Origin of the sequence: Aquamicrobium sp. NLF2-7 (assembly GCF_022359935.1) — a bacterium.
GTDB classification, from domain to species: domain Bacteria; phylum Pseudomonadota; class Alphaproteobacteria; order Rhizobiales; family Rhizobiaceae; genus Mesorhizobium; species Mesorhizobium lusatiense.
Genome location: NZ_JAKSED010000003.1, coordinates 221843 through 245603 on the forward strand (window position 1 = coordinate 221843; position 23761 = coordinate 245603).

The 23761-nt window shown below is 63.7% G+C and carries 22 protein-coding genes and 1 pseudogene; 21 read left to right on the top strand and 2 right to left on the bottom strand.

Translation table 11 applies throughout. The features are described from left to right. Window positions 1–227: 227 nt before the first annotated feature. Window positions 228–1136, bottom strand: a complete 909-nt coding sequence (locus MIC97_RS19515; RefSeq protein ID WP_239801644.1) for a LysR family transcriptional regulator — start codon at window positions 1134–1136, stop codon at window positions 228–230. A 161-nt stretch (window positions 1137–1297) separates the two neighbouring features. Between MIC97_RS19515 and MIC97_RS19520 the strand changes: the two genes are divergently transcribed. The 14 genes and pseudogenes from MIC97_RS19520 to MIC97_RS19585 form a co-directional block, all read left to right on the top strand. Beyond that, window positions 1298–1981, top strand: a complete 684-nt coding sequence (locus MIC97_RS19520) for a 3-oxoacid CoA-transferase subunit A (protein WP_239801645.1) — start codon at window positions 1298–1300, stop codon at window positions 1979–1981. Window positions 1982–1990: 9 nt separating this feature from the next. Next, window positions 1991–2680 carry a 3-oxoacid CoA-transferase subunit B gene (locus MIC97_RS19525; protein ID WP_239801646.1) on the top strand — a complete coding sequence of 230 codons (690 nt, stop codon included), beginning with the start codon at window positions 1991–1993 and terminating at the stop codon, window positions 2678–2680. 31 nt (window positions 2681–2711) lie between these two features. Further along, window positions 2712–3707, top strand: coding sequence for a membrane dipeptidase (locus MIC97_RS19530; protein ID WP_239801647.1), 996 nt, complete (start codon window positions 2712–2714; stop codon window positions 3705–3707). A gap of 2 nt (window positions 3708–3709) precedes the next feature. Further along, window positions 3710–6337 (top strand): hypothetical protein, encoded by a 2628-nt coding sequence (locus MIC97_RS19535; protein WP_239801648.1) that lies wholly within the window; start codon window positions 3710–3712, stop codon window positions 6335–6337. A gap of 47 nt (window positions 6338–6384) precedes the next feature. Then, window positions 6385–7458 (top strand): ABC transporter substrate-binding protein, encoded by a 1074-nt coding sequence (locus MIC97_RS19540; protein ID WP_239801649.1) that lies wholly within the window; start codon window positions 6385–6387, stop codon window positions 7456–7458. A 4-nt stretch (window positions 7459–7462) separates the two neighbouring features. Beyond that, a complete protein-coding gene (locus MIC97_RS19545) occupies window positions 7463–8539 on the top strand; it encodes an ABC transporter ATP-binding protein (protein WP_239801650.1) in 1077 nt (358 codons plus the stop codon). Between the two features lie 58 nt (window positions 8540–8597). Further along, complete coding sequence (locus MIC97_RS19550; protein ID WP_239801651.1) at window positions 8598–10352, top strand: ABC transporter permease subunit; 1755 nt, start codon at window positions 8598–8600, stop codon at window positions 10350–10352. A 2-nt stretch (window positions 10353–10354) separates the two neighbouring features. Then, window positions 10355–11506, top strand: a complete 1152-nt coding sequence (locus MIC97_RS19555; protein WP_239801652.1) for a thiolase domain-containing protein — start codon at window positions 10355–10357, stop codon at window positions 11504–11506. Between the two features lie 4 nt (window positions 11507–11510). Beyond that, complete coding sequence (locus MIC97_RS19560) at window positions 11511–11903, top strand: zinc ribbon domain-containing protein (RefSeq protein WP_239801653.1); 393 nt, start codon at window positions 11511–11513, stop codon at window positions 11901–11903. Between the two features lie 696 nt (window positions 11904–12599). Then, window positions 12600–13205, top strand: a complete 606-nt coding sequence (locus tag MIC97_RS19565; protein ID WP_239801654.1) for a TetR family transcriptional regulator — start codon at window positions 12600–12602, stop codon at window positions 13203–13205. A gap of 121 nt (window positions 13206–13326) precedes the next feature. After that, window positions 13327–14472, top strand: a complete 1146-nt coding sequence (locus MIC97_RS19570) for an efflux RND transporter periplasmic adaptor subunit (RefSeq protein WP_239801655.1) — start codon at window positions 13327–13329, stop codon at window positions 14470–14472. A gap of 3 nt (window positions 14473–14475) precedes the next feature. Further along, entirely contained in the window at window positions 14476–17625 is a 3150-nt protein-coding gene (locus MIC97_RS19575) for an efflux RND transporter permease subunit (protein ID WP_239801656.1), read from the top strand. A 134-nt stretch (window positions 17626–17759) separates the two neighbouring features. Beyond that, complete coding sequence (locus tag MIC97_RS19580) at window positions 17760–18212, top strand: TetR/AcrR family transcriptional regulator (protein WP_239801657.1); 453 nt, start codon at window positions 17760–17762, stop codon at window positions 18210–18212. A gap of 133 nt (window positions 18213–18345) precedes the next feature. Further along, window positions 18346–18462 (top strand): annotated as a pseudogene (locus MIC97_RS19585) (5-formyltetrahydrofolate cyclo-ligase); the annotation flags it as partial. Here MIC97_RS19585 and MIC97_RS19590 read toward each other — a convergent pair. Further along, on the bottom strand, window positions 18452–18799 hold the full coding sequence (locus MIC97_RS19590; RefSeq protein ID WP_239801658.1) for a hypothetical protein: 348 nt from the start codon (window positions 18797–18799) through the stop codon (window positions 18452–18454). The pseudogene MIC97_RS19585 and the gene MIC97_RS19590 sit on opposite strands and share 11 nt — an antisense overlap. A 36-nt stretch (window positions 18800–18835) precedes the next feature. Between MIC97_RS19590 and MIC97_RS19595 the strand changes: the two genes are divergently transcribed. Genes MIC97_RS19595 through MIC97_RS19625 form a run of 7 tightly spaced genes read left to right on the top strand, consistent with a single transcriptional unit; the run spans window position 18836 to window position 23754 of the window. Further along, on the top strand, window positions 18836–19282 hold the full coding sequence (locus MIC97_RS19595) for an Rrf2 family transcriptional regulator (protein WP_239801659.1): 447 nt from the start codon (window positions 18836–18838) through the stop codon (window positions 19280–19282). A 27-nt stretch (window positions 19283–19309) separates the two neighbouring features. Then, a complete protein-coding gene (gene ccoN, locus MIC97_RS19600; RefSeq protein WP_239801660.1) occupies window positions 19310–20965 on the top strand; it encodes a cytochrome-c oxidase, cbb3-type subunit I in 1656 nt (551 codons plus the stop codon). A gap of 2 nt (window positions 20966–20967) precedes the next feature. Beyond that, complete coding sequence (gene ccoO, locus MIC97_RS19605) at window positions 20968–21699, top strand: cytochrome-c oxidase, cbb3-type subunit II (RefSeq protein WP_239801661.1); 732 nt, start codon at window positions 20968–20970, stop codon at window positions 21697–21699. Between the two features lie 4 nt (window positions 21700–21703). Next, a complete protein-coding gene (locus MIC97_RS19610) occupies window positions 21704–21874 on the top strand; it encodes a cbb3-type cytochrome c oxidase subunit 3 (RefSeq protein WP_239801662.1) in 171 nt (56 codons plus the stop codon). A 4-nt stretch (window positions 21875–21878) separates the two neighbouring features. Next, on the top strand, window positions 21879–22763 hold the full coding sequence (ccoP, locus tag MIC97_RS19615) for a cytochrome-c oxidase, cbb3-type subunit III (protein ID WP_239801663.1): 885 nt from the start codon (window positions 21879–21881) through the stop codon (window positions 22761–22763). Continuing rightward, a complete protein-coding gene (locus MIC97_RS19620; protein WP_239801664.1) occupies window positions 22760–22966 on the top strand; it encodes a hypothetical protein in 207 nt (68 codons plus the stop codon). The genes ccoP and MIC97_RS19620 overlap by 4 nt, the downstream gene beginning before the upstream one ends. Before the next feature lie 11 nt (window positions 22967–22977). Continuing rightward, window positions 22978–23754 carry a DUF2189 domain-containing protein gene (locus MIC97_RS19625; RefSeq protein WP_239801665.1) on the top strand — a complete coding sequence of 259 codons (777 nt, stop codon included), beginning with the start codon at window positions 22978–22980 and terminating at the stop codon, window positions 23752–23754. The last annotated feature ends 7 nt before the right edge of the window (window positions 23755–23761 follow it).

The window sequence follows — 23761 nt, forward strand, 5'->3', positions numbered from 1 at the left end:
ACCGCCTCTCTCCATTCCGCCGGATTTTATGGTCCGGCGGCAGGTTTTACGGGCGGCAGGGATGCCGCCTGCCGCCTTGGGGACGCCGCTCCGGAGTTTCCCCCAACCTGCGCCATCTGATCAGGTCTGCATGCTCCCGTCCTGCATGACGGAAACATGTTTTCCTGCGATGAAGCTGTCCTCGCGGGGGTAGCCAGTCCCGTCACCGGCTGCGGCCTATCCGATGCTTAGCGCAGGTTGGTTTCCGAGACATATTTCTCCAGCAGCGCCTTCAGGGTTATGGCGGCGGCGGGCAGGGCTGTGTCGCGTTTGCTGATCAGGAAAACGTCACGGCCGATGCGGTGCCCCTCGATTTCCCTGAAGCCGATGGAATCCTTGCGCACGAGTTCCGCCACGAGCCGCGGCACGATCGATATGCCCATGCCCTCGCATATCATGCCTTCGATCGCCTGCCAGTCCGAGAGTTCGTAGCTGGCCTGCTGCATGGCGGCTTTCAGTTCGGGATCGCGGTCGATGATCTGGCGCATGCCGCCGCCCTCCGCCCAGGCAATGATGGATTGCCCGCGCACTTGTGAAGGCGATACCGGGCTCCGTTCAGCCATGATGGCCATGTCGTTGCGGCCGATCATCACCAGCGGGTCGTGCATCAGTTCCTGATGCGTGAAAATCCCTTCCTGCTCGCATGTCGACACGATCCCCAGATCCGCCTCGCCGATTTCCACGCGCTTGCGCACTTCGCTCGACAGGCCGGACAGGACGCGGACCTTCAGGTCCGGGCGCGTGCGTGACACTTCTTTCAGAAGGCTCGGAAAGAAGACGGGAATGATGGAGGTGACGGAGACGGCAATCGTCACCTGCCGTCCGCGATCCTTCAGTCCCCGGCGCAGCTCCCCGATGGTCCGGTCGAAATCCGACAGCACGCGGTCGGCGATCGCCGCGACCCACTCGCCCTCCTTCGTCAGGCTGACCCGACGCGTCGTCCGGTCCAGAAGGGTGGCGCCGAGCCCGTCCTCGAACCGCTTTATGGCAATGGAAAGAGCAGGCTGCGAGATCGACAGCTGCTCGGAAGCAATGCGGAAATTGCGGCAGATCGCGATTTTCTGGAACACCCGCAACTGCCTGATGGTCACGTCCATACCCGCTTTCCTCCACTCGCACGGGCCCCAAAGGTGCCGCTTATTGATAAACAAACATTGTTAAAACTAAAATTCAACAAATTGGACAAATGGATTTGCACGCCTCAGTCTGAGGTCATCAGCCGCCACTTCCGGCCGGCCGGCAAACATTGAACGAAAGCATGATCGACAAATTTCACACTTCCGCCGCCGATGCGCTCGGCCATGTCGAGGACGGTTCGACCGTGCTGATCGGCGGTTTCGGGGCCGTCGGCCAGCCGCTGGCCCTCATCGACGGCCTTATCGAAAACGGCGCCCGCGACCTCACCGTCGTGGCCAACAATGCCGGTGTCGGACGCGAGGGGCTGGCGCGGCTGCTGGAGCTGCGCAGGGTCCGCAAGGTTATCTGCAGCTTTCCGCGCAGTTCAGATCCGGTGGTGTTCGAAGAACTCTACAATGCCGGTCTGCTGGAGCTGGAGATCGTCCCTCAGGGCACTCTTGCGGAGCGGATGCGTGCAGCGGGCGCCGGAATACCGGCCTTCTTTACGCCAACGGCAGTGGGCACCGCCCTTGCCGGGGGCAAGGAGACGCGCACCATCGATGGACGCGAGCATGTGCTGGAATATGCCCTGAAGGCCGACATCGCACTGGTCGAAGCCTGGCAGGCGGACCGCTGGGGAAACCTGACCTACCGCCGCAGCGGTCGCAACTTCAACCCAGTCATGGCCACCGCCGCCGAAAGGACGATCGTCCAGACGCAGCACATGGTCGGGCTTGGTGCGCTCGACCCTGAAGCCATTGTCACGCCGGGGGTGTTCGTCGACGCCGTGATCCACGTTCCCTACGGCGATCCGCCGACTTTCTGAGACAGCATCATGACCCTGCACACACACATTCAGTCCCTGACCCGCTCCGCCATCGCAGCCCGCATCGCATGCGACATCGAGGAGGGGTGGTGCGTCAATCTGGGCATCGGCATTCCCACCCTCGTCGCCAACGTTCTGCCGCAGGATCGCGAAATCGTCCTGCACAGCGAAAATGGCATCCTTGGCATGGGACCTGCCCCGGCGCAGGACAGCATCGATCCGTGGCTGGTCAATGCCGGCAAGGAATTCGTCACGCTGCTGGATGGCGGGGCGTTCATCAGTCAGTCCGACAGTTTTGTCGTGGTTCGTGGCGGCCATCTGGACCTGTGCGTTCTGGGGGCCTTCGAAGTGGCTGCCAATGGCGACATCGCAAACTGGACGACATCGCTTGCCAGTTCCGCGCCGGCCGTTGGCGGTGCCATGGATCTTGCCGCGGGAGCGCGACGGATCTGGGTTGCGATGGAGCACCTCACCCGCAAGGGCACGAGCCGCCTGGCGCGCGCCTGCTCGATGCCGATCACGGCGGCGGGCGTCGTTTCGCGCATCTACACCAGCCATGCCCTGCTGGAGCCACGCGGCGATCGTTTCCAGGTCATCGAGAGCTTGCCGGGCCTGTCGTGCGAAGCCTTGCAGGCCATAACGGACGCGCCCCTTGTCTTCGGGGAGGCATGGCGTGGCGCGACCTACGGCGACAAGTGAAACAGGGACCCCTTGAGGGGAGGAGAAACGGATGATCATCGACGCCTTGCAATGCGGCACCTTCACGCCCGAAGTTCTTCGCGATCTTCGCGATGGGGGACTGGGCTGCGTCACCGTGACCTGCGGGTTCTGGGAGGGAACGCTGGAGTCGCTCGATTCCCTTGGCCGCTGGCGCGACCTCATGCATGAAAGCGCGGATGTGGCGCTTGTCGCCACCTGCGCGGAAGACCTGATCGCGGCGCAGGAGAGCAACCGCATCGCCGTGGTGCTCGGATTTCAGAATTCCAACCTTCTGGAAGGGCGCATCCGGCTGGTCGATCTGTTTGCCGATCTTGGCGTGCGCCAGATTCAGCTGACCTACAACAACCAGAACGAACTCGGCGCCAGCTGCTACGAGGAGCACGATTCCGGTCTCGCCCGTTTCGGCCGGGAAGTGGTGCGCGAAATGAACCGCTGCGGCATCCTCATCGACCTGTCGCATGTCGGCAACCGCACCAGCCTCGATGCCATCGAACATTCGATGAAGCCGGTGGCGGTAAGCCACGCCAACCCTCATTCGCTGTTTCCCCATGTGCGCAACAAGACGGATGATGTCCTGAAGGCGCTTGCCGAAAATGGCGGCGTCATCGGTCTGGCCACATACCGCAACATCACCGGCGATTATTATTGCAGCACGGTCGAGGCATGGACCGAGATGGTGGCGCGAACCGTCGATATCGTGGGAATCGATCACGTTGGCATCGGCACCGACCGCAGTTACGGCTCCGGCCCGGAATTCCTCGACTGGATGCGCCGGGGCAGATGGACGCGCGGTGTCAATTATGGGGCCGGATCGGCGCAGAAGCCCGGGAATGTCGACGACCCCGAGTGGTTCCTCGAAAGCCGCGACTTCAAAAAGATCGGGCCAGCGCTTAAAGCCCGTGGTTTCTCTCAGGAGGAAGCGGACAAGATCCTGTCCGGCAACTGGATGCGGGTTTACCGCGAAACCTTCGTGCGTGACGCCTCGATCCCCGTGGCCGGACGCTGACCATGGATGAAAGGCCGGCAGCCATGATTTCACGTCCCGGCATCACCCCGCACGGCAGGTTGCGCCCTGCGGCACTGGTGATGTCGCCGGCCCGCGCCGCTGCCGCCTTTCCTTCGCGCCTGAGCTTCGGGCGCACCGCAGTCGAACGCCTGCTGAAATCGGAATGCTCGTTTGAACGCGTGCGGATCGACCTCGATGCAGAGGGCGTCGGCAGCTGCCTCTACCGTCTGGTGGTCGACGGCCAGCGGTTCCATTTTCTGGTGGTCTCCGAAAATTTCGACCCTTCCGCCAAGACCGATCACAGTGCCGGCCGCAACTGGGACGCTTCCGCGGTTCTGTGCGAGGGCGACTGGTCGCCGGCCCGCGAGCAGATGCTGTTGGGTGAAACACCCAAACAAAGGCATGGCCGCTTCGACTATGACACGTTGTGCACGCTGCGCGGCAACCGCAGCGCAAGGCTGTTCAGCCACATCGTGGAAAGCCTTGCGCAGGGCTCTCAGCCTTCGGCAGCGCTGATTTCAGAGGTCGGCTATGCGTTGCGCACCACCGGCGTCATCGCGAACGGCGCGCTTGGCATGCGCCCCTTCGCCGGACTGGAGGCTGGCCATCCCTTCGCCCGGCCTTATGAAGTGCAGATGGTCTCCTCGCTGCTCTTGCGGGAATATACATTCGATCTTCTGGAAACCATGGCACGGCATCGCAATCCGCAGGCTGTGTCGCTGGCGCCGGCGCTGAAGCGCTTCATCGGCGTGGGCAATGCCGCCGGCGCGGGGCTTGTGCCCTTTATCGTCAACAACCCCGTGATCATCGACCGCTGGTGCCGCAGCTTCGAGGAAGCGCTGGCTCTGGCGCGTGACCGGCTGGCGGCGGAGCCTCATCTGTTGCGCACATTCGTCGCCCCTTTGCTCGACAAGGCGATCGCCTGGTTCAGCGCGGATCAGCGCAGCGGCAACGGCATCTATTGCCCGTCCTCGCAGACGGCCCGGGAGCTGGCGGGTCTGCGCGGGCTGATCAGGGATGCCGGCTCCGTTGCCGGGCTTCCGGACGCCCTCGACACGGCGCTGGCGGCCTGCAACGCCGAAACTGCCGAGGTTTTCCATGCCATCGCCATCGAGCTTCTGTCCGGGAATGAGGCCGCACGCTTCAGCGATGACCTGACCTGCCTTGGCGAACCTCATGTCAGACCGGCCCAGCCTATCGCGGACCTGCGCAGGGCGATCGAAACCGCATATGACTGGGCGCTGGAGATCGATTTCAGCGATCCCGACGCCAGTCATTATGCGTGGTACCGGTCGGTTGCCGCGCCGCTCGATCCCCGCCGCACGGTTCGCGCCACCGCTCCGTGGCCCGAAGTGGAATCGCGCATGGACATCGCCTGGAAAGTCCGCCAGCTCTACGACATGACGGCGGGCTACGCGGGGGCGATGGCCGCCGATCTCGTGAGCGACCATCCGCAATTGCGCGACATTGCGGCCCGGGTGCAGAGTTGCGCGGAACTGGACTATGCCGAGTTTCGCGACAACCTCATCGACTGGCGCTTTCGCCCTTTCGCCGCGATGCGCCTCAGCCTTGCCTTCTACGGCATGGAGAAACTCGACCCCAGCCTGCCGAAATCGGCCCGTGGCGCTTTCCTTCAGGGCGCACCGACCATGGCGGAAATCGCGGCGCGCACCCATGCCGGCGACTGGCCGTTTCCGCTGGCTCCCGAAGATGACGGTGCAGCCCCGGTTCCGGTTGGGGCACCGGCGCTCCGCCGGCCCGCTTCCGAAGCAGACGGGACAGCCGGGGCTCCGGCACCCGTTTCGACGCAAACCGAAATGCTCCTGTGCTCGCCCCGCGAGCTGCACAGGCTTTTGTCGAAGGCACTGCTTGCCAAAGGCTATTCTCTCGGACAGTCCGAGCGCCTCGCCAGCGCTGTCCTGTTCAGCGAAACGCTGCACGGCAACGCCATCGATGCCTGCATCAGCGACATGCGACGCGCGCCTCCGGTTCAGGCGGCAGGTCTGCGTTTCATCGGAAACGGCTGCAGCCACGACCTGTCCGGCATTTGGCTCGCCGGGCCGGCTCTCGACGCTGCTGACCTGACCATGGCAAGGGCCGCGGCCTTGTCGGGAACCTGCTCGCTGACTTTGCGGGGCGCATCGGGGGCTGCCATGCTGGATTACCTGACGCTGGATGCGGCGCGAAACGGGCATGTGACCATACATGCCTGGACCCATGATGACAGCGGTTGCGGCGCCGGGCGCCATGGGCTGACTATCGCCGGCCCTGACGGTGAGGGGCAGGCGTGGCTTCTTGGCTGCGGAACACAATCGGCCGAAGAAGCACACCGGATCTTCACCAAAGCTGCCGAATGCATACCGGGCATGTCTGCGTTGTCATGTGCTTCGGCGAATACGGGATTTCAGGTGACATCCGTGATTTCATCCGATCTCAACCTGCGCCCGGCACTTGTTTCAGCGCTGGGCGACATCGCTTCGACGCGGTTTCTCGGCGCGGAACGACTGGCCGCTCTGCGTTTTGCAGCACAACGCCATGGGATGCGGATCAGCCGCTCCGCATTTCAGGCGCTCGAACAGACCGCCCTCGGCCTGCTCGTCGATGACGGCGATAAAGAGAACGAAGACTGACAAGAACAAGCCGGTGCTTTCCGGTCAACAGGGAGGAGAACCAAGTCATGACTTTCGGGAAATTGCAGACGATCGATGTCAGCCGCCGAAACCTTCTGAAGGGCGGGCTGATGGGGCTGGGCTATGCCGCACTGGGTGCGCCCGGCGTGGCGCGGGCATCGGAAAGCATCGTGGTGGCCCATCCCGGCGGACCCTATGAGCAGGCCTTCAAGGTGGCGTTCGCCGATCCCTTCTCGAAGGAAACCGGCATCGCCGTCAATCTGGTCGTTCACCCCTATCTGCCCGGAATGCAGGTCGTCTCCCAGATCAGGGCCGGCACCTATCAGTGGGACGTGGTGTCGCTGAGCGAGCAGGACGCCATCCTGCTCCACGACCTCGACATGGTCGAGCCGCTCGACTATTCCGGCCCCGATGTCGGCCAGCTGATCCCCTCTGCCACCCGCATGCCGGGCTGGATGGTGATCGACATCTACAGTCAGGCTTTCGCTTATCGCACCGATACGTTCCCGAACGAGGCGCCATCGTCATGGGCGGATTTCTGGAACGTGGAAAAATTCCCCGGCCGTCGCGGTCTCGTGCGCGAGGCGGAGGTCATGGAGCAGGCGCTGCTTGCCGACGGTGTGCTGCCGGCGGACCTTTTCCCGCTCGACATGGACCGCGCCCTGCGCAAGCTCGACGAGATCAAGCCCCACATCACCACATGGTGGACCAGCGGCGCGCAGACCTCGCAGTTCCTCGTAACCGGCGAGCTTGATCTGTGCAGCTGCTACAACGGCCGCGCTCAGGTGGCCATCGACGAAGGAGCGCCTGTCCGGATCGTCTGGAACCAGGCGAGCCTCATCGAGCATGGCTGGTCGGTGCCGAAGGGCGGGCCGAAGACCGAACTTGCCAGACAGTTCGTCAAATTCTGCGCCAGGGCCGACCGTCAGGCCGCCTATACCGACTATCTGCCTTATGGCCCGACCAACCCGAAAGCCTATGATTTCATCTCGCCGGAGATCGCGGCGAAGCTGCCGACCGAGCCCGGCCGCGTCGATCTCACCTACAAGGGAGACGCTGCATGGTGGGCCGCAAACAAGGAAGAGGCGCACGAGCGGTTTGAAGCCTGGCTGATGGGATGACATCGTGACCCTTGATACAGCCAAGCTGAAAATCGAGTCCGTCACCAGGAAGTTCGGCAACTTCGTGGCGCTGCACCCGACCAGTCTCGAAGTCCGGGAAGGGGAGTGCGTCACCCTTCTCGGCCCCTCCGGCTCGGGCAAGACCACGCTGCTGATGATGGTGGCGGGGCTTTCCATGCCCGATGGCGGGCAGATCTGGATCGGCGGTAAGAATGCCACGCAGATGCCGCCGCACCTGCGCGATATCGGCATGATGTTCCAGAGCTATGCTCTGTTTCCTCATATGAGCGTGTTCGAGAACATCGCTTTCCCGCTGCGCATGCGAAAGATGTCGCAAAGACAGATCCGCGAGGATGTGAGCCGCGTTCTCGACCTGATACGCCTTCCGCATGTCGCCGACCGGTTGCCCGGCCAGCTCTCCGGCGGCCAGCAGCAGCGCATCGCGCTGGCGCGGGCGATCGTCTACCGACCGTCCATCGTGCTGATGGACGAGCCGCTGGGCGCGCTGGACAAGAAACTGCGCCAGCAGATGCAGTTTGAAATCAAGCGCATTCATCGCGAAACGGGGATCACCCTGCTTTGGGTCACGCATGATCAGGAAGAGGCCCTCCTGCTGTCCGACCGCATCTGCCTGATGAGCGAGGGCCGCATCGCCCAGATCGGCACGCCGGAGGAAATCTATGCGCGCCCTTCCAGCGAGTTCGTCGCCGACTTTATCGGTGAATCGAACTTCCTTAAGGCCAGGGTGACCAGATCCGATGCCTCTGCTCTGACCGTCGATCTTCTGGGCATGAGCTTGTCCTTTCCCGCGCAGGCGGCGGCACGCGCGCAGGAAACCGCGACCCTGGCACTGCGGCCCGAAGACGTCATCGTCGGCCATCAGAAGGAGGCGGCTGTCGGCAGTCTTCCGGCCATTGTCAGCGAAGTGGTCTTCCTTGGAGAGGCGGTGAAATACTTCCTGCGCCTCGCGGACGGCCAGACGCTCACGGCCAAGATGCTGCGCCGCCAGCATGACGCCGCGGTCGGGGCCGGCAGTTCCGTCACCATTCACTGGCCGGCGGACGCCTGCATTCCGCTCTGATTTCCAAAAGCAGCAAAGTGTCGTCAGCAATGAAACCTGCCGCGGGAAGGCCCGGATCATGACCCATCTCAGAAGGTTTCTCCACCACTACCCCCTGTGGCCGGCTCTGATCATTCTGGCCGTCTTCTTCGGCTACCCGGTCCTGGAGCTTCTTTCGGTCAGCCTTACCAATCTGAAGGGGGCCTTCACCTTTGAAAATTACGAGAAGGTTCTGGCCAGCGCCGTCTACATGAAGGCTCTGAAGACCACGCTCGTCATATCAGGCCTGGTTTCGGTCTTCTCCGTCGTGCTCGCCTATCCGATCGCCTATCTGATGGCCACGACGAGCGTTTCCAGCCGCCAGATCCTGATGCTTCTGGTGCTGCTGCCGTTCTGGAGCGGCTTTCTGGTCAAGACCTTCGCCGCGCTCATCATTTTCGGCTTTCAGGGCCCGGTGAACCAGCTTCTGGTCAGCCTTGGACTGGTCGAGCGCCCCATCGAGATGATCAACAACATGACGGCCGTTGTCGTCAGCATGACCCATTCCCTGATGCCGCTCGCGGTGCTGACCATGTTCGCGGTGATGGAGAATATCGACCGGCGGCTGGTGCAGGCCGGCGCGACGCTCGGCGGCAGCGCAGCGCAGACGTTCTGGCGCATCTATTTTCCGCTGTCGCTCAATGGTGTTCTCGCCGCCGCCGTACTGGTGTTCATCAGTTCGCTCGGCTTCTTCATCACCCCCGCCATCCTCGGCAGCCCGAACGAGACCATGATCGCGCAGGTCATCATGCGGCTGGTGCTTGAAATGTCGAACTGGAGCGTCGGTGGCGCACTGGCCGTGATCCTGTTCCTGTCCGCGCTGGCGATCTTTCTCGTCTTCCAGCTTGTCTTCGGGTCCGTCGCGATGGGCGGCGAGGGCACACGCGGTGACAAGGCCGGCGACAGCCTCCTGTCGCGGGCCGGCAGAAGCCTGCTGGCGGGAGCAGCCAATCTCACCGACGCCGTGGCGAAGCTCATTCCACGCGGGCTTCCGGGCAGCCGCATGACCCTGCGGTTCATCGGCCTTGCCGGCATCGTGTTTCTGGCGGCACCGGCCCTCATCGTCATTCCCGTATCCTTCAACGACAGCCAGTTCCTGCAATTCCCGCCGACCAGCTTTTCCACGCGCTGGTATGCGGAATTCTTCGGATCCGAAATCTGGATGACGGCGACCGTCCGGTCGCTTCTGGTCGCGCTGGCGACGGCCCTCATTGCGGTGGTGGTGGGAACCGCGGCTGCATTCGTTCTCGTGCGCGAGCAGGTGCCGGGCAAGGGCCTGCTGATCGGCTTCATCATGGCGCCGCTCATCCTGCCGCGCATGGCGGTGGCTGTCGCCCTGTTCTTCTTCCTTGCAAGGCTGGGCCTTGCCTCGACGCCTTTCGCGCTCGTCATCGGCCACAGCATTCTGGCCATTCCTTATGTGGTCGTCGCCGTTTCCGCAGTTCTGAAACGCTACGACCGACGGCTCGATCAGGCCGCAAGCAGCCTCGGCGCCAGTCCGGCAAGAGTGTACCGGCACATCACGCTGCCGCTGATCCGCCCCGGCCTTTTCGCCGCCGGTCTGTTCGCCTTCATCACCTCTTTCGATGATCTCAACATCGCATTGTTCGTGAGCGGCGGCCTGCAGAACACCCTTCCGAACCAGATGTGGTCGAGCATGTATCTGGCCGCCAGCCCGATCCTGGGGGCTGCGTCCACCGTCATCCTTGTCACATTGTCTGCCGTTCTCATCACTGCCGAACTGCTGAGACGTGCAAGCGAACGCAAACTCAACCTGTCCGGACCGGAGAGCTGACCATGGGCATTCGTGACACTGCCTGCATCGTGGGCATCCATGAGCACCCCACCCGCCACGCGCCCGACATATCCGTGGCCCGCCTGCACGCGGAGGTGGCCGCCAAAGCCCTTGAGGATGCGGGCCTGAGTTTTTCCGATGTGGATGGCTATTTCTGCGCTTCGGATGCGCCGGGCGGCGCCCTCGCCATGGCCGAATACATGAACCTGAAGCTTTCCCATGCCGATTCCAGCGAGGGTGGCGGCGCCTCCTACATTGCCCATCTCGGCCACGCAGCCGCAGCCATCGCCGCGGGAAAATGCAACGTCGCGCTGGTGACGCTGGCCGGGCGCCCGCGCTCGGAAAGCGATGGCCGCTCGGAACATCTGTCCGCGCCGGCCCTGCAGTTCGAGCATCCTTTCAATCCCACGGTTCTGTCGCTCTATGGCCTTGCCGCCGCACGGCACATGCATGACTTCGGGACCACCAGCGAACAGCTGGCCTGGGTGAAAGTGGCTGCATCCCATCACGCGCAGCACAATCCGAACGCCATGCTGCGCAAACCGGTCACCGTTGAAGATGTCGTCAACTCGCCGCTGGTGGCGGGTCCGCTGCATCGGCTGGATTGCTGCGTGATCAGTGATGGCGGCGGCGCGCTCGTCCTGACCAGGCCCGAGATCGCCAGATCGCTTGCCCGGCCGCTCATCACGCTGAGAGGGCATGGCGAGGCCATCCGCTATCATCCGCCGCTGGGCTATGACCTCACTTCCACCGCTGCGGCGGAAGCGGGCCAGAGGGCGTTCGCGACGGCAGCCGTCACATCCGCCGACATCGATTATGCCTCCATCTATGACAGCTTCACCATCACCGTGCTGCTGCAGCTGGAAGACCTCGGCTTTTGCCCGAAAGGGCAGGGAGGGCGCATGGTTGCGGATGGCGGGCTGATAGCAGGGTCCGGCAGGCTGCCGGTCAATACCGACGGCGGCGGGCTGTGCAGCAACCATCCCGCGTTCCGGGGCGGCATGACCAAGGTGATCGAGGCCGTCAGGCAATTGCGCGGAGAGGCGGCACCGCAGGTGCAGGTGTCGGACTGCAAACTCGCGCTGGTGAGCGGCATTGGCGGCTATCTCGGCTCGCGCCATGCCAGCAGCGTTGCCATACTGGAGCGGAGGTGATCCGATGAGCAAGACCGAACATTCCGCGCTCATTGCGCGCACGCCCGAAACCCTGCCGTTCTGGAAAGCGGCTGCCGAAAACCGGCTGGTCCTGCCCTTTTGCGAGGATTGCGGCCGGCACCATTGGTATCCCCGCGCCATCTGCCCGCACTGTCATGGGCGGAATTTGCGCTGGAAACAGTCCGCCGGCCATGGGACCATCCACAGCATCGCGGTTATGCACCGGGCTTCTCCGCCTGAGGCCACAGCCATCGTGCAGCTCGATGAAGGCATCTGCATCTACACGCAGATCAGGCTCGGCGAAGATGAAACAGCAGCCATTGGCGACAGGGTTCTGGCCAGCTTCGAGCCGGTTTCATCTGCCTCCAGCGCGCTTGTCTTCAGGCTCCCGACGTGACCCTGAACGCAGCATCGCTCCACTTCCTGGCGAAAGACCGGTTTGAACCAGCCTTTCCGTGGCCCACACGCAATGGTGTCGAAGCCGCTCTGTCGCACCGTTTGGAATGCCGGCGCCGTGGCAGGGAGATCCGGTGATGGTCCGGAGGAAAAGGGCCGCGGGTCTGACCCTTCAGTGATCCTGCCGGGCCGTTCCCGACTGTGCCACGCGCCATCCGGGCGGCACGCCGCCGGTGTCCGGTTGCAGTGAGCCTCCCCTGTATTGGTGATACCTTCATCGCCAGCGAAGGGATGACCGGCAGCCGAAGCCGGGCCATCGCCAGCGTGCCGGACGGCCGTTTCCGGAGGCTGTCGTTCATGGCTGAGGGACCCGGCATCTGTTGCCGGGAGGCGGTGCTTTCTATGCAGCACTTTTTTGTCTCAGCGCCGCAACCCCGCCGCCAGCTGAAAGGGTGGGCCGGGACGGAAGCGCTCCGCATGAGGACCGGCACACACGAGATGTGCAGTCCATGCAGCGGCTGGCGGAGCTGGCGATCGTTACTCGCAACGGGCGGGACACCAGCGCCGCGCGGGCATCGCGCGACGGTGATCCGTGTTGCGGCCGATCATCGGAAACAGGAGCAAAATCACGCCTTTTAAAAAATGAAACTTTACATACATTCTTGTTTGTATATAAGAGCGCCCGAAAGGTGTCGTCATGCGCAGGACCAAGGAAGACGCGGAACAGACCCGAACGGCCATCCTCGATGCGGCCGAGCGCGTCTTCATGGAGCGCGGCATAGATGCCGCGACGCTGGACGGCATCTCGCGCGCTGCCGGCGTCACGCGTGGCGCCTTCTACTGGCATTTCAAGGACAAGACCGATCTTCTGAGCGCGTTGCAGGCGCGCAGTTCGCTGCCGCAGGAAGAACTGCTTGCTTATGACGAGACCAACAGCACCGACGATCCGTTCGAGTTTCTGGAAGCTGCCGGCATCAAGGCCCTGACCGTCTTCGAAGAAGATGAAAGCTGCCAGCGCCTGTTCAGCATTCTCTCCAGCCATACCGGCCGGGGGCAGAGCGCCGACTGGCTGGACGATGCCAACTGCCGCCTGTTCAGGCTGATTTCGCGCCTGACGCGCATCGCAGCGGATCAGGGCAAGCTCGGGCCCCATTTCACGCCGGACGAGGCGGCAGGCGTGCTCATGGCCAGCATGAACGGGCTTCTGGGCGAATGGCTGCGGGCCAAGAAAGTCTTCCCGCTGAAGGAGCTTGGCTCCAAGCTGTTGCGCGGGCAGCTGGCCATGCTGAGGGCATCCGAATGATCGCGCTGATCTTTTCGCTGCCTCCTCCGCCGACGCCGGATCTGCCCGGCTAGCCGGAACAAAAGGCGCTGTCGCCAGCGCAAATACATTCTCCCAAAAACGGTTTCATCAGAGAGTTCCCATGCGAAACAGGCTCACAGGAAGCGCTGCAACGGGTGTCTTCGCCTTGGTTCTGAGCGGGCTTGCCCCGCTTGCATCCATGGCGCAGGAGCAACCGCCGGCGACGGTAACGGTCATGAAAGCCGAACCGCAGGATTTCACGGTGACCGCGCGGCTGCCCGGCCGCGTCAAGGCATCCACGGTCGCGGAGGTGCGCCCGCAGGTGTCAGGCATCATCCGCGAGCGGCTGTTCGACGAAGGTGCGCGGGTCGAGGCTGGCCAGCAGCTCTACAAGATCGAGGACGACACCTATGTTGCCGCCGTAGCCGCGGCGAAGGCGACTGTCGCGCAGGCCCAGGCTAATTATGATCTGGCCGTGCGTGAAGCCCGCCGCGCCGACGAACTGTTTCAGGCAAAGACCGGCTCGGAACAGCGCCGCGACAGCGCCAATGCTGCGCGCGATGCCGCCGACGCCGCGCTGCAGCTCGCGAAGGCGCAGCTGATGAGCGCCGAGATCGAACTCGAACGCACCAATGTGCGCGCGCCGGTTTCCGGCGTTATCGGGCTTTCGCAGACGACCACCGGCGCACTTGTCGGCGCCCAGCAGGCGACTGCGCTGGCCACCATCCGCACGCTCGACCCGATCTATGTCGACGTCACCCAGTCGGCCAACGACCTCATGCGCTGGCAGGGGTCGCGCAAGTCTGAAGAGCCCGGCGCGGATGCCGCAACCTTGATCCTGCCGACCGGCGGCGCGTTCCAGCACCAGGGAAAGCTCAGGGCGGCCGAACCGCAGGTGGAGCCGATGACGGGCATGATCACCCTGCGCGTCACCTTCGACAATCCCGAACACACGCTGCTGCCCGGCCTCTATGTGGAGGTGGAGCTGCCGCAGGCTGTCGCCGAAGGTGCCTATCTGGTGCCCCAGAACGCCGTGATGCGCGACACGACCGGCGCCGCCCATGCCTGGGTGGTCGAGGACGGAAAGGTCGCCGTGCGCAATCTCACGGTGCTGACGGCTTCAGAAAACCGCTGGGTCATCACCGGCGGCCTGAAGGAGGGCGATGAGATCATAACTTCCGGCTTCCAGAAGATTGGCCCCGGCGCGCCCGTGGAAATCGTGCGCGAGAAGATTGAAGCGGCCGTGCAGCCGGCCAAAGGAAACTGATCCATGGCCCGCTTCTTCATCGACCGGCCCATCTTTGCATGGGTCATAGCCATCATCATCATGGGCCTTGGCCTGCTGTCGGTATCGCGGCTTGCGGTGTCGCAATATCCATCGATTGCCGGCCCCTCGATCGTCATCAGCGCGGTCTATCCCGGCGCCTCGGCGGAGACCGTCGCCGATACGGTCGTCCAGATCGTCGAAAAGGAAATGACCGGCCTCGACGGGCTGCGCTACATCAAATCGAGCACCACCTCGACCGGCACCGCCTCGATCACGCTGACCTTCAACATCGGCACCGATCCCGACATCGCGCAGGTTCAGGTGCAGAACAAGCTCGCCCAGGCGCAAGCCAACCTGCCCGAAGCCGTGGTGCGCCAGGGTGTTACGGTGGAGAAGTCGGCGACCGGCTTCCTGATGGTGATTGCCCTGATCTCCGACGACGGCGCGCGCCGCGACGTTGATCTCGCCGACTATCTGAACTCCTACATGGTCGAGCCGATCGCCCGTCTCACCGGCGTCGGCAAGGTGCAGGTGTTCGGCTCCGAATATGCAATGCGCATCTGGCTCGATCCGCAGAAGCTCAAATATTACAATCTGGCGCCTTCGACGGTGGTTGCGGCCATCAACGCCCAGAACGCGCAGATTTCGGCGGGCTCCTTCGGCGCCATGCCGGCGCCGGAAGGCCAGCTGCTCAACGCCACCATCACCGCCCAGTCGCTCCTGAAAACGCCCGAGGATTTCGAGGGCATCGTGCTGCGTGCCGATGCCGATGGCGGCCTCGTGCTGCTGCGCGACGTGGCGCGCGCCGAGCTGGGCACCGAGAATTACGAGATCACCGGTTTCTATAACGGCAAGCCTTCCTCCGGCATGGCGATCCAGCTCGCTTCCGGCGCGAACGCGCTGGATACGGCCGAACTGGTCAAGGCCAGGATGGAGGAGCTTGCCGCTTCGCTGCCGGCGGGCGTCAGCTACGTCATTCCCTACGACACGACGCCCTTCGTTCTGATCTCGATCGAGGCGGTGCTGCACACGCTGGGTGAGGCGATCATTCTCGTCTTCTTCGTGATGCTGCTGTTCCTGCACAATTTCAGGGCCACGCTCATTCCAACGCTCGCCGTTCCGGTTGTGCTGCTGGGAACCTTCGGCATCATGGCGGCGCTGGGCTTCACCATCAACACGCTGACCATGCTGGCCATGGTGCTCGCCATCGGCCTTCTGGTGGACGATGCCATCGTGGTGGTGGAGAACGTCGAGCGCATCATGCGCGACGAACATCTGGGGCCGGTCGAAGCCACGCGGAAATCCATGGACGAAATCACCGGCGCCCTGGTCGGTATCGCCATGGTCGTGTCCGCGGTGTTCGTGCCGATGGCATTCTTCGGCGGTTCCACCGGCGAGATGTACAAGCAGTTCGCCGTCACCATCGTCTCGGCCATGGGATTGTCGGTGCTGGTGGCGATCGTGTTCACGCCGGCCCTGTGCGCCACGATGCTCAAGCCGCATTCGCATGCGCCGCGCAAGGGAATGCTGGCCCGCATGGGTGGCGCGTTCAGCGATGGTTTCGAGCGGCGCTTCTCGCAGGTGACGTCGGGCTATTCCGGCATCGTCCGCTTCGCGACCCGCGGGCCGCTGCGCATGCTGGTGGTCTATGCCCTGATCGTCGGCGGCATGGTCATGCTCTACCAGCGCACGCCTCCTTCCTTCCTTCCCGATGAGGATCAGGGCGTGCTGATGGCCATCGTCCAGCTTCCTTCCGGGGCCACCGCCGGACAGACGGAAGAGGTGCTGCACAAGGTGGAACAGTACTTCATCAGCGCCGAACCGGAGAATGTGGCGTCGGTGTTTTCCGTTCGCGGCTTCTCGTTTTCCGGTCAGGGCCAGAACATGGGCATGATGTTCGTCAAGCTGAAGGACTGGTCACAGCGCACCTCTCCCGATGCCTCGGCATCGGCCATTGCCGGACGCGCCTTCGGCCCGCTGTTCGGCGGCATCCGCGAGGCCATTGTGGTGCCTTTCGTGCCGCCTGCTGTCATGGAGCTTGGCACGTCGAACGGTTTCACCGCCTTCCTTCAGGCCTCGGCGGGCCAGAGCCATGAGGAACTGCTGAACGCCCGCAACATGCTGATCGGCATGGCGTCCGACGATCCGATGCTGACGGCGGTGCGGCCGAACGGGGTGGAGGACGCCACCCAGTTCCGCCTGAACATCGACTGGAAGAAGGCCGGCGCCGTGGGGGTGACGGCGGCGGATGTCGGCACCTTCCTGAACACCATCTGGTCGGGCGCCTATGTCAACGACTTCCTCTACGAAGGCCGCGTCAAGCGCGTCTATGTGCAGGGAGAGCCTTCGGCACGGACCAAGCCTGAAGACATGGCGCTGTGGCGCATTCCCAACGTCAATGGCGATTTCGTGGACCTGACGACCTTCTCCGAGCAGCAATGGGTGTTCGGGCCGCAGCAGGTGACGCGCTACAACGCGCTGCCGGCCATGGAGCTTGAAGGTTCGGCCCGCGAAGGCTTCACCTCGGGCGAGGCAATTTCCGCCATGGAGCAGCTCGCCGAAAAGCTGCCCCCCGGCTACAATCTGCGCTGGACGGGCATGTCGCTTGAAGAAAAGGAAGCCGGTGCGGGTGCCATGATCCTGTATGGTCTGGCGCTGGCCACCATGTTCCTGTGTCTTGCAGCCCTCTACGAAAGCTGGACCATTCCGATCGCCGTGCTGCTGGCGATGCCCGTCGGCATTCTGGGCGCGCTGATCGGCGCCTGGATCGGCGGCCAGTCCAACGGCGTCTATTTTCAGGTGGGCCTGCTGACCGTCGTCGGCCTGACCGGCAAGAACGGCATCATGATCGTGGAATTCGCCCGCGACCGCATGGCCAAGCTCGGCGAGAGCGCGGTCGAAGCGGCGCGCGAAGCATCGAAACTGCGCTTCCGCCCGATCCTGATGACCTCGCTGGCCTTCGGCCTCGGCGTTCTGCCGCTGGTGGTGTCGTCGGGCGCCGGCGCGGGCGCGCGGCAGGCCATCGGCTTCGCCACCTTCTTCGGAACCATCACCGGAACGCTTCTGGCTCTGGTGTTCGTGCCGGTGTTCTTCGTCGTCATCAACCGGCTGTTTTCCCGCCGCCGGACAGAAGATCGGGCGGTCACCGCCTGATTGCGTGCGTAGCTGAGTAAACTCGTACCGCGTAACGGCCCTGCCGCCCGTGTCAAAACCGGCGGCAGGGCTTTTTTGAAGCAGGGCTTGCGCATTCCTGATCATCAGGAACGGTTGGAAGGGACACCGAAGCGATGAGCAAGACGGAAAATCCGAAACGCCCGAAGGAAGGCGTTTCCGTCATTCCCGCGGCGCAGAAGCGGCAGCGCGACCGCGTTTTTTGTGCCGTCGTCGCGGTTGCGCTCGATCAGGGGTTTGGCCATGTCACCATGGATGCGGTGGCAAGGCAGGCAAAGCTGAGCAAGGGTGGCCTGCTCTACTACTTTCCCAACAAGGCTGAACTGATCCAGGCGATGCTCGCCAGATATTCAGGCTGGGAAAACACCCCGCAATGCAATCCGGACAAGGGCGGCAGCGCAGGCGGCATCGACCCTTTCGCCGTTGCCGTTCTGGTCGCCGCCGCCGAAGATCCCTCCTTGCTCGCCTGTGCTGCCGATTGCCCCGGCCAGGAGGCCACCGGCGACGACAAGGCTGCATTTGCGGCAAGATGGCGTCTTTTCTGCCATCTCCTCGCCAACCGGCTTTAGGGTCGGGACCGAGTGCTTTGAGTGACGGCCATTATTGAGCAAATGGCTGCTGGCCGAGCGTGGCCGTGATGCAGGCTGGTTTCGTGACGCTGCACGGGCAAAGGGATCGCTGACCGCATTCAATTCCGTTTGCCTTCCTGCCATGCCGCGCAAGCCCCTGACGATCGGCGTCGGTTATGCCCTGAGCCGGGTAAGGACCATATATCCGCAGCCGCACGACATCCCGATGGACGTCATCGTCACCGACTGACCGCGGAGACATGGGCCTTGATCCCGACCGCGACCGCGTGACGCCGACCCTTCCGTGACTGCTGCTTGCGCGCATAGGCAGAGGTGCTTGCCGTCACCTTCGGATGCATTTCCGCACGAGTTTCATGAACGGCGCCCCTGAAATGGGGGCTTGCCGGGGTGTCGGAGAATGAGCCGGCGCCTGCTGCGACCATATCGCACATTTGTTGTCGGGGAAGTTTGCGCAAAAAGATTATCTGAGATACCTCTTTTAGGAGGAGCACGAATTTCGTGCAGGAGAGCCCGATGCCATCCGTTTCCGGTTTGCGCCTGACAGCCCTTGTCAGGCCCGTTTTCACCACAGTCTCCCGTTTCCGTATTGCATGGGCGCTGCCATGCGCCTGACGCTGCATACCGACTATGCGCTGCGCATGCTGATCTACGCCGCGACACGGCCCGACCGGGCGTGCACGGTGAGCGATGTGGCCGAAGCCTACGGGTTGTCGCGCAATCACCTGCTGAAGGTGGCGCAGACGCTGCGCGAGCATGACTTCATCGAGACGGTGCGGGGGCGTTCCGGCGGCATAAGGCTGAAGCGGGAACCCGCGAGCATCGGCATCGGCGCGCTGGTGCGCACGATCGAGGAAGATCTTTCTCTCGTGGAATGCATGCAGAAGCGTGGCGGGCACTGCGTGATCTCGCCCTGCTGTGAGCTCCGGAACATGTTTTCCGAGGCGCTCGCCGCCTGGCTTGCCGTCCTCGATAAGTACACGCTCGCCGATATCGTGCGCAACAGGAGGCAGCTCGGCATCCTGCTCGGCATCGAAGGCATCGCGGCATAGCCGGCAAACAAGCAAGGGGAAAGCCAGATGGTTTCAGGATTGACGGTCTCCGAACGCCAGCTTTCGCTGGCCGTGCTCACGCTGCTGTCACTGTGCGGGCTTGCCATGGCCGCTGCCGGCCGGGCCGATGCGCTGGGCATTCACGGCTTCATCGTGCTTGCCTTCAGCCTTGGGCTGATCTTCCTGGTGATCTCGCGCTACAACGACCCCGAACCGCCGGCGGAGCGGCTGGCGCACTATTACGACGACCCGACGAGGGTCGGCATCGTGCTGACCATGATCTGGGCCGTGGTCGGCATGTTCTTCGGCGTGTGGGTGGCCGCGCTGCTGGCGTGGCCTGACCTGACCTTCGACGCCGGCTGGGCAAGCTTCGGCCGCCTGCGGCCGGTGCATACCTCCGGCGTGATCTTCGGCTTCGGCGGCAATGCGCTGATCGCCACCTCCTTCCACGTTCTCCAGCGCACGTCGCGGGCGCGCCTGCCCGACCAGTTCAGCCCGTGGTTCGTGCTGATCGGCTACAATCTGTTCTGCGTGCTGGCTGCCAGCGGCTATCTGATGGGGCTGACCCAGTCGAAGGAATATGCCGAGCCCGAATGGTATGCCGACATCTGGCTGGTGATCGTGTGGGTGGTGTATTTCCTCATCTACATCCGCACGCTCCAGCGGCGGAAGGAACCGCATATCTACGTCGCCAACTGGTACTACATGGCCTTCATCCTGGTCGTGGCGGTGCTGCACATCGTCAACAATCTCGCCGTGCCGGTCTCCTTCGGCCATGCCAAGAGCTACTCGCTGTTCTCCGGCGTGCAGGATGCGATGACGCAATGGTGGTACGGCCACAACGCGGTCGCCTTCTTCCTCACCTCCGGCTTCCTCGGCATGATGTATTACTATCTGCCCAAGCGCGCCGAACGGCCGATCTTCTCCTACCGGCTTTCCATCATCAGCTTCTGGGGCATCACCTTCATGTATATGTGGGCGGGCTCGCATCACCTGCACTATACGGCGCTGCCGCAATGGGTGCAGACGCTGGGCATGACCTTCTCGCTGGTGCTGCTGGTGCCGTCATGGGCCTCCGCCGGCAATGCGCTGGCGACGCTGAACGGCGCATGGGACAAGGTGCGCACCGACGCAACGCTGCGCTTCATGATGGTGGCGGCCGTGTTCTATGGCCTGTCCACCTTCGAGGGCTCGTTCATGGCCATCCGCGCCGTCAACTCGCTGTCGCACTATACCGACTGGACCGTCGGCCATGTCCATGCGGGCGCGCTCGGCTGGGTGGCGATGATCACCTTCGGCTCGCTCTACGCGCTGGTGCCGTGGATGTGGAAGCAGCAGCGCATGTATTCGCCGAAGCTGGTCGAGGTGCACTTCTGGCTCGCGCTCACAGGCACCATCATCTACGTCTTCGCCATGTGGAACTCGGGCATCATTCAGGGCCTGATGTGGCGCACCTACAATGACAGCGGCACGCTGGCCTATTCCTTCATCGACAGCCTCGTCGCCATGCATCCCTACTATATCGCGCGCACCGTCGGCGGCCTGTTCTTCCTTGCCGGCGCCATCGTGGCCTCCTGGAACGTGTGGATGACGATCCGCATGGCCCGCACCGGCCAGCATCAGGAGAGCGGCGCCGACGTGCCGCTTTACGGCAGGGCCGACGCCGTGCAGGCAGGAGAATAGCGATGAAGGAATTCTTCCACCGCAAGATCGAACGCAACGCCATCGGCTTCGTCCTGGCGATCGTCGGCGTCGCCTCCATCGGCGGCATCGTGGAGATCGCACCGCTGTTCACCATCAGCGAGACGGTCGAGGACGCGCCCGACATGCGCCTCTACACGCCGCTCGAACTGGCGGGGCGCAACATCTACATCCGCGAGGGCTGCTATGCCTGCCACTCGCAGATGATCCGCACTTTGCGCGACGAGGTCGAGCGCTACGGGCCGTTCTCGCTGGCGGTGGAGTCACAATACGACCACCCCATGCTGTGGGGGTCGAAGCGCACCGGGCCGGACCTCGCCCGCCTCGGCGAAAAATATTCCGACGCCTGGCATGTCGCCCACCTCATCAACCCGCGTGACGTGGTGCCGGAATCGGTGATGCCCAAATATGGCTGGCTGATGCGCAACGAGCTGAAATACGACGATCTTGGGCTGCATCTGGCGGCCCAGCGCAAGGTGGGCGTGCCCTATACCGACGAGATGATCGCCAATGCGCAATGGGACGCCTACGGGCAGGCCAACCCTGACAGCAATCAGGCGCAGGGCGTGGCCGAGCGCTATGGCGAGGCCACCATCATAAGGGTGTTCGACGGCGATCCCGCCCGCATCACCGAGATGGACGCGCTGGTCGCCTATCTGCAGATCCTCGGCAGGCTGACGGATGCCGCGCACCAGAGCGCGGCCGTGGAGGAGTGAGGCCATGGACCACGAGACGCTCGTCGCCTTCTCCAAGAGCTGGGGCCTCTTCTACCTGATCATCTTCGCCATCGGGGTGCTGGTCTACGCCTTCTGGCCGGCCAACAGGAAGCGGTTCGACCGGGCCAAGAAAAGCATTCTCGACGATGACGACCGGCCGGGGGAGGGGGAGTAGGCGCATGGCAACCGAACGACACGACCCCATCACCGGGCGCCCGACCACCGGCCACGAATGGAACGGCATCGAGGAACTGGAAACGCCGGTCCCGCGCGTGGTGTTCTTCTTCCTGATCGCCGGCACGCTGTTTGCGATCGGCTACTGGCTGCTGATGCCGGCATGGCCGCTCGGCTGGACCTACACGAAGGGCCTGCTCGGCATCGACCAGCGCACCGTGGTGACGCGGCAGGTGGAGCAGGCCGCCGTCTCACGCGCCGTCTGGGCCGACCGCATCGCCAGCGAGGACTTTGCCACCATTGCCGCCGACGAGGAGCTGATGCGCCATGTGCGCGACACCGGCCGCACGCTGTTCGTCGACAATTGCGCCGTGTGCCATGGCGTGCGCGGCACCGGCGGTCCGGGTTTCCCCAATCTGGCGGCTGGCGCATGGCTGTGGGGCGGCGACCCCGAGACCATCGCCGAAACCATCAGCGTCGGCATCAATTCCACCGATGACGATACGCGCATCTCGCAGATGATGGCCTTCGGCCGCGACGGCGTGCTCGAAATCGGGCAGGTCAGGGCGGTGGCGGCCTATGTGCGCTCGCTGTCCGGCCAGCAGCTGGGCGAAACCGATCAGGCCCGGCTGCCGGAAGGGCAGGAGGTGTTCGCCGCGAACTGCGCCGCCTGTCATGGCGAGGAGGGCAAAGGCATGGTCGAGGCCGGCGCGCCAGATCTCACCGACGAGAACTGGATCTATGGCGGCGACGCCCAGTCGGTGTTCACCACCATCTATTCGGGCCGGCAGGGACACATGCCGCACTGGCAGGACCGGCTGTCGCCGGTCGATATCAGGATCCTCGCCCTTTATGTCGGTACGCTCGCGACCGACGGAGGCACGCAATGAGCGCCGCGCCTCCCGCCACGCGCCCCGGCCGGCTCAACTGGCGCCTCATCTCGGCGCTGATCGTCGCCGGCGGCGTGCTGCTGTTTGCCGGCGCCAATGCCCATCTCGTCTATGTCGCAATCGGCTCGCAGCCCGATTGCGTGCCGCATGAAAAGACGGCCGAGGGCGCGGGAACCTACCGCGCCGCCAGATCGTCCTGCTGAGGAGGAAGTTCATGGGACGCACCGAAAGCACGCCTCTTCCGCTGGCCGGGCAGCGCCGGCGCAATCTGCCGGCAAGCGCCGCCTTCGGCTGGCTGGCGGCCGGCTGGCGCGACCTGTGGCGCAATCCCCTGCCCAGTCTCGCCTATGGGCTGGTGGTGTTCGTGCTGTCGCTGGCGGTGGTGATCTGCCTGTTCAGGCTGGAGCTCGACTACATATTGTTCCCGGCGCTGGCCGGCTTCATGGTGGTCGGGCCACTGGTCGCCATCGGCCTCTACCAGAAAAGCCGCGATCTGGAGGAGGGCAGGCCGTTGAGCCTTGCCCGCATGATCTTCGTCCGGGCGGAATCGGGCGCGCAGGTGTGGTTCACCGGCGCCATCCTGTGCCTGCTGATGCTGGTGTGGATGCGCGCCGCCGTCATCATCTATGCGCTGTTCTTCGGCCTTCGGCCTTTCCCCGGCCTCGACCACATCGTCGCCATGCTGTTCACCACGCCCGAAGGCTGGGCCATGCTGGTGGTGGGCACCGCGGTGGGCGGGCTGTTCGCCGCCTTCTCCTTCGCCATCAGCACCTTCTCCATACCCATGCTGCTGGCCGAGAAGGTCGATGCCTTCACCGCCATGGGCACCTCCATCTCCATGGTGTTCAGGAACCTGCCGGTGATGCTGCTCTGGGGCGCCATCGTGCTTGCGCTGTTCCTGATCTGCATCGTCACCGGCCTTGTCGGTCTCGTCGTCATCTTCCCGCTGCTCGGCCATGCGACGTGGCACAGCTACAGGGCGATCAGATGAGGTGCCG

What these genes read in the sequence shown, in the direction of transcription:
- MIC97_RS19625 (WP_239801665.1), top strand. Translation starts at nt 22,978, where the DNA reads ATGGGACGCACCGAAAGCACGCCTCTTCCGCTGGCCGGGCAGCGCCGG.
- MIC97_RS19535 (WP_239801648.1), top strand. Translation starts at nt 3,710, where the DNA reads ATGGATGAAAGGCCGGCAGCCATGATTTCACGTCCCGGCATCACCCCG.
- MIC97_RS19560 (WP_239801653.1), top strand. Translation starts at nt 11,511, where the DNA reads ATGAGCAAGACCGAACATTCCGCGCTCATTGCGCGCACGCCCGAAACC.
- ccoO (WP_239801661.1), top strand. Translation starts at nt 20,968, where the DNA reads ATGAAGGAATTCTTCCACCGCAAGATCGAACGCAACGCCATCGGCTTC.
- MIC97_RS19580 (WP_239801657.1), top strand. Translation starts at nt 17,760, where the DNA reads ATGAGCAAGACGGAAAATCCGAAACGCCCGAAGGAAGGCGTTTCCGTC.
- MIC97_RS19550 (WP_239801651.1), top strand. Translation starts at nt 8,598, where the DNA reads ATGACCCATCTCAGAAGGTTTCTCCACCACTACCCCCTGTGGCCGGCT.
- MIC97_RS19515 (WP_239801644.1), bottom strand. Translation starts at nt 1,136, where the DNA reads ATGGACGTGACCATCAGGCAGTTGCGGGTGTTCCAGAAAATCGCGATC.
- MIC97_RS19575 (WP_239801656.1), top strand. Translation starts at nt 14,476, where the DNA reads ATGGCCCGCTTCTTCATCGACCGGCCCATCTTTGCATGGGTCATAGCC.
- MIC97_RS19525 (WP_239801646.1), top strand. Translation starts at nt 1,991, where the DNA reads ATGACCCTGCACACACACATTCAGTCCCTGACCCGCTCCGCCATCGCA.
- MIC97_RS19595 (WP_239801659.1), top strand. Translation starts at nt 18,836, where the DNA reads ATGCGCCTGACGCTGCATACCGACTATGCGCTGCGCATGCTGATCTAC.
- MIC97_RS19570 (WP_239801655.1), top strand. Translation starts at nt 13,327, where the DNA reads ATGCGAAACAGGCTCACAGGAAGCGCTGCAACGGGTGTCTTCGCCTTG.
- MIC97_RS19530 (WP_239801647.1), top strand. Translation starts at nt 2,712, where the DNA reads ATGATCATCGACGCCTTGCAATGCGGCACCTTCACGCCCGAAGTTCTT.
- MIC97_RS19520 (WP_239801645.1), top strand. Translation starts at nt 1,298, where the DNA reads ATGATCGACAAATTTCACACTTCCGCCGCCGATGCGCTCGGCCATGTC.
- MIC97_RS19610 (WP_239801662.1), top strand. Translation starts at nt 21,704, where the DNA reads ATGGACCACGAGACGCTCGTCGCCTTCTCCAAGAGCTGGGGCCTCTTC.
- MIC97_RS19565 (WP_239801654.1), top strand. Translation starts at nt 12,600, where the DNA reads ATGCGCAGGACCAAGGAAGACGCGGAACAGACCCGAACGGCCATCCTC.
- ccoN (WP_239801660.1), top strand. Translation starts at nt 19,310, where the DNA reads ATGGTTTCAGGATTGACGGTCTCCGAACGCCAGCTTTCGCTGGCCGTG.
- MIC97_RS19540 (WP_239801649.1), top strand. Translation starts at nt 6,385, where the DNA reads ATGACTTTCGGGAAATTGCAGACGATCGATGTCAGCCGCCGAAACCTT.
- ccoP (WP_239801663.1), top strand. Translation starts at nt 21,879, where the DNA reads ATGGCAACCGAACGACACGACCCCATCACCGGGCGCCCGACCACCGGC.
- MIC97_RS19555 (WP_239801652.1), top strand. Translation starts at nt 10,355, where the DNA reads ATGGGCATTCGTGACACTGCCTGCATCGTGGGCATCCATGAGCACCCC.
- MIC97_RS19620 (WP_239801664.1), top strand. Translation starts at nt 22,760, where the DNA reads ATGAGCGCCGCGCCTCCCGCCACGCGCCCCGGCCGGCTCAACTGGCGC.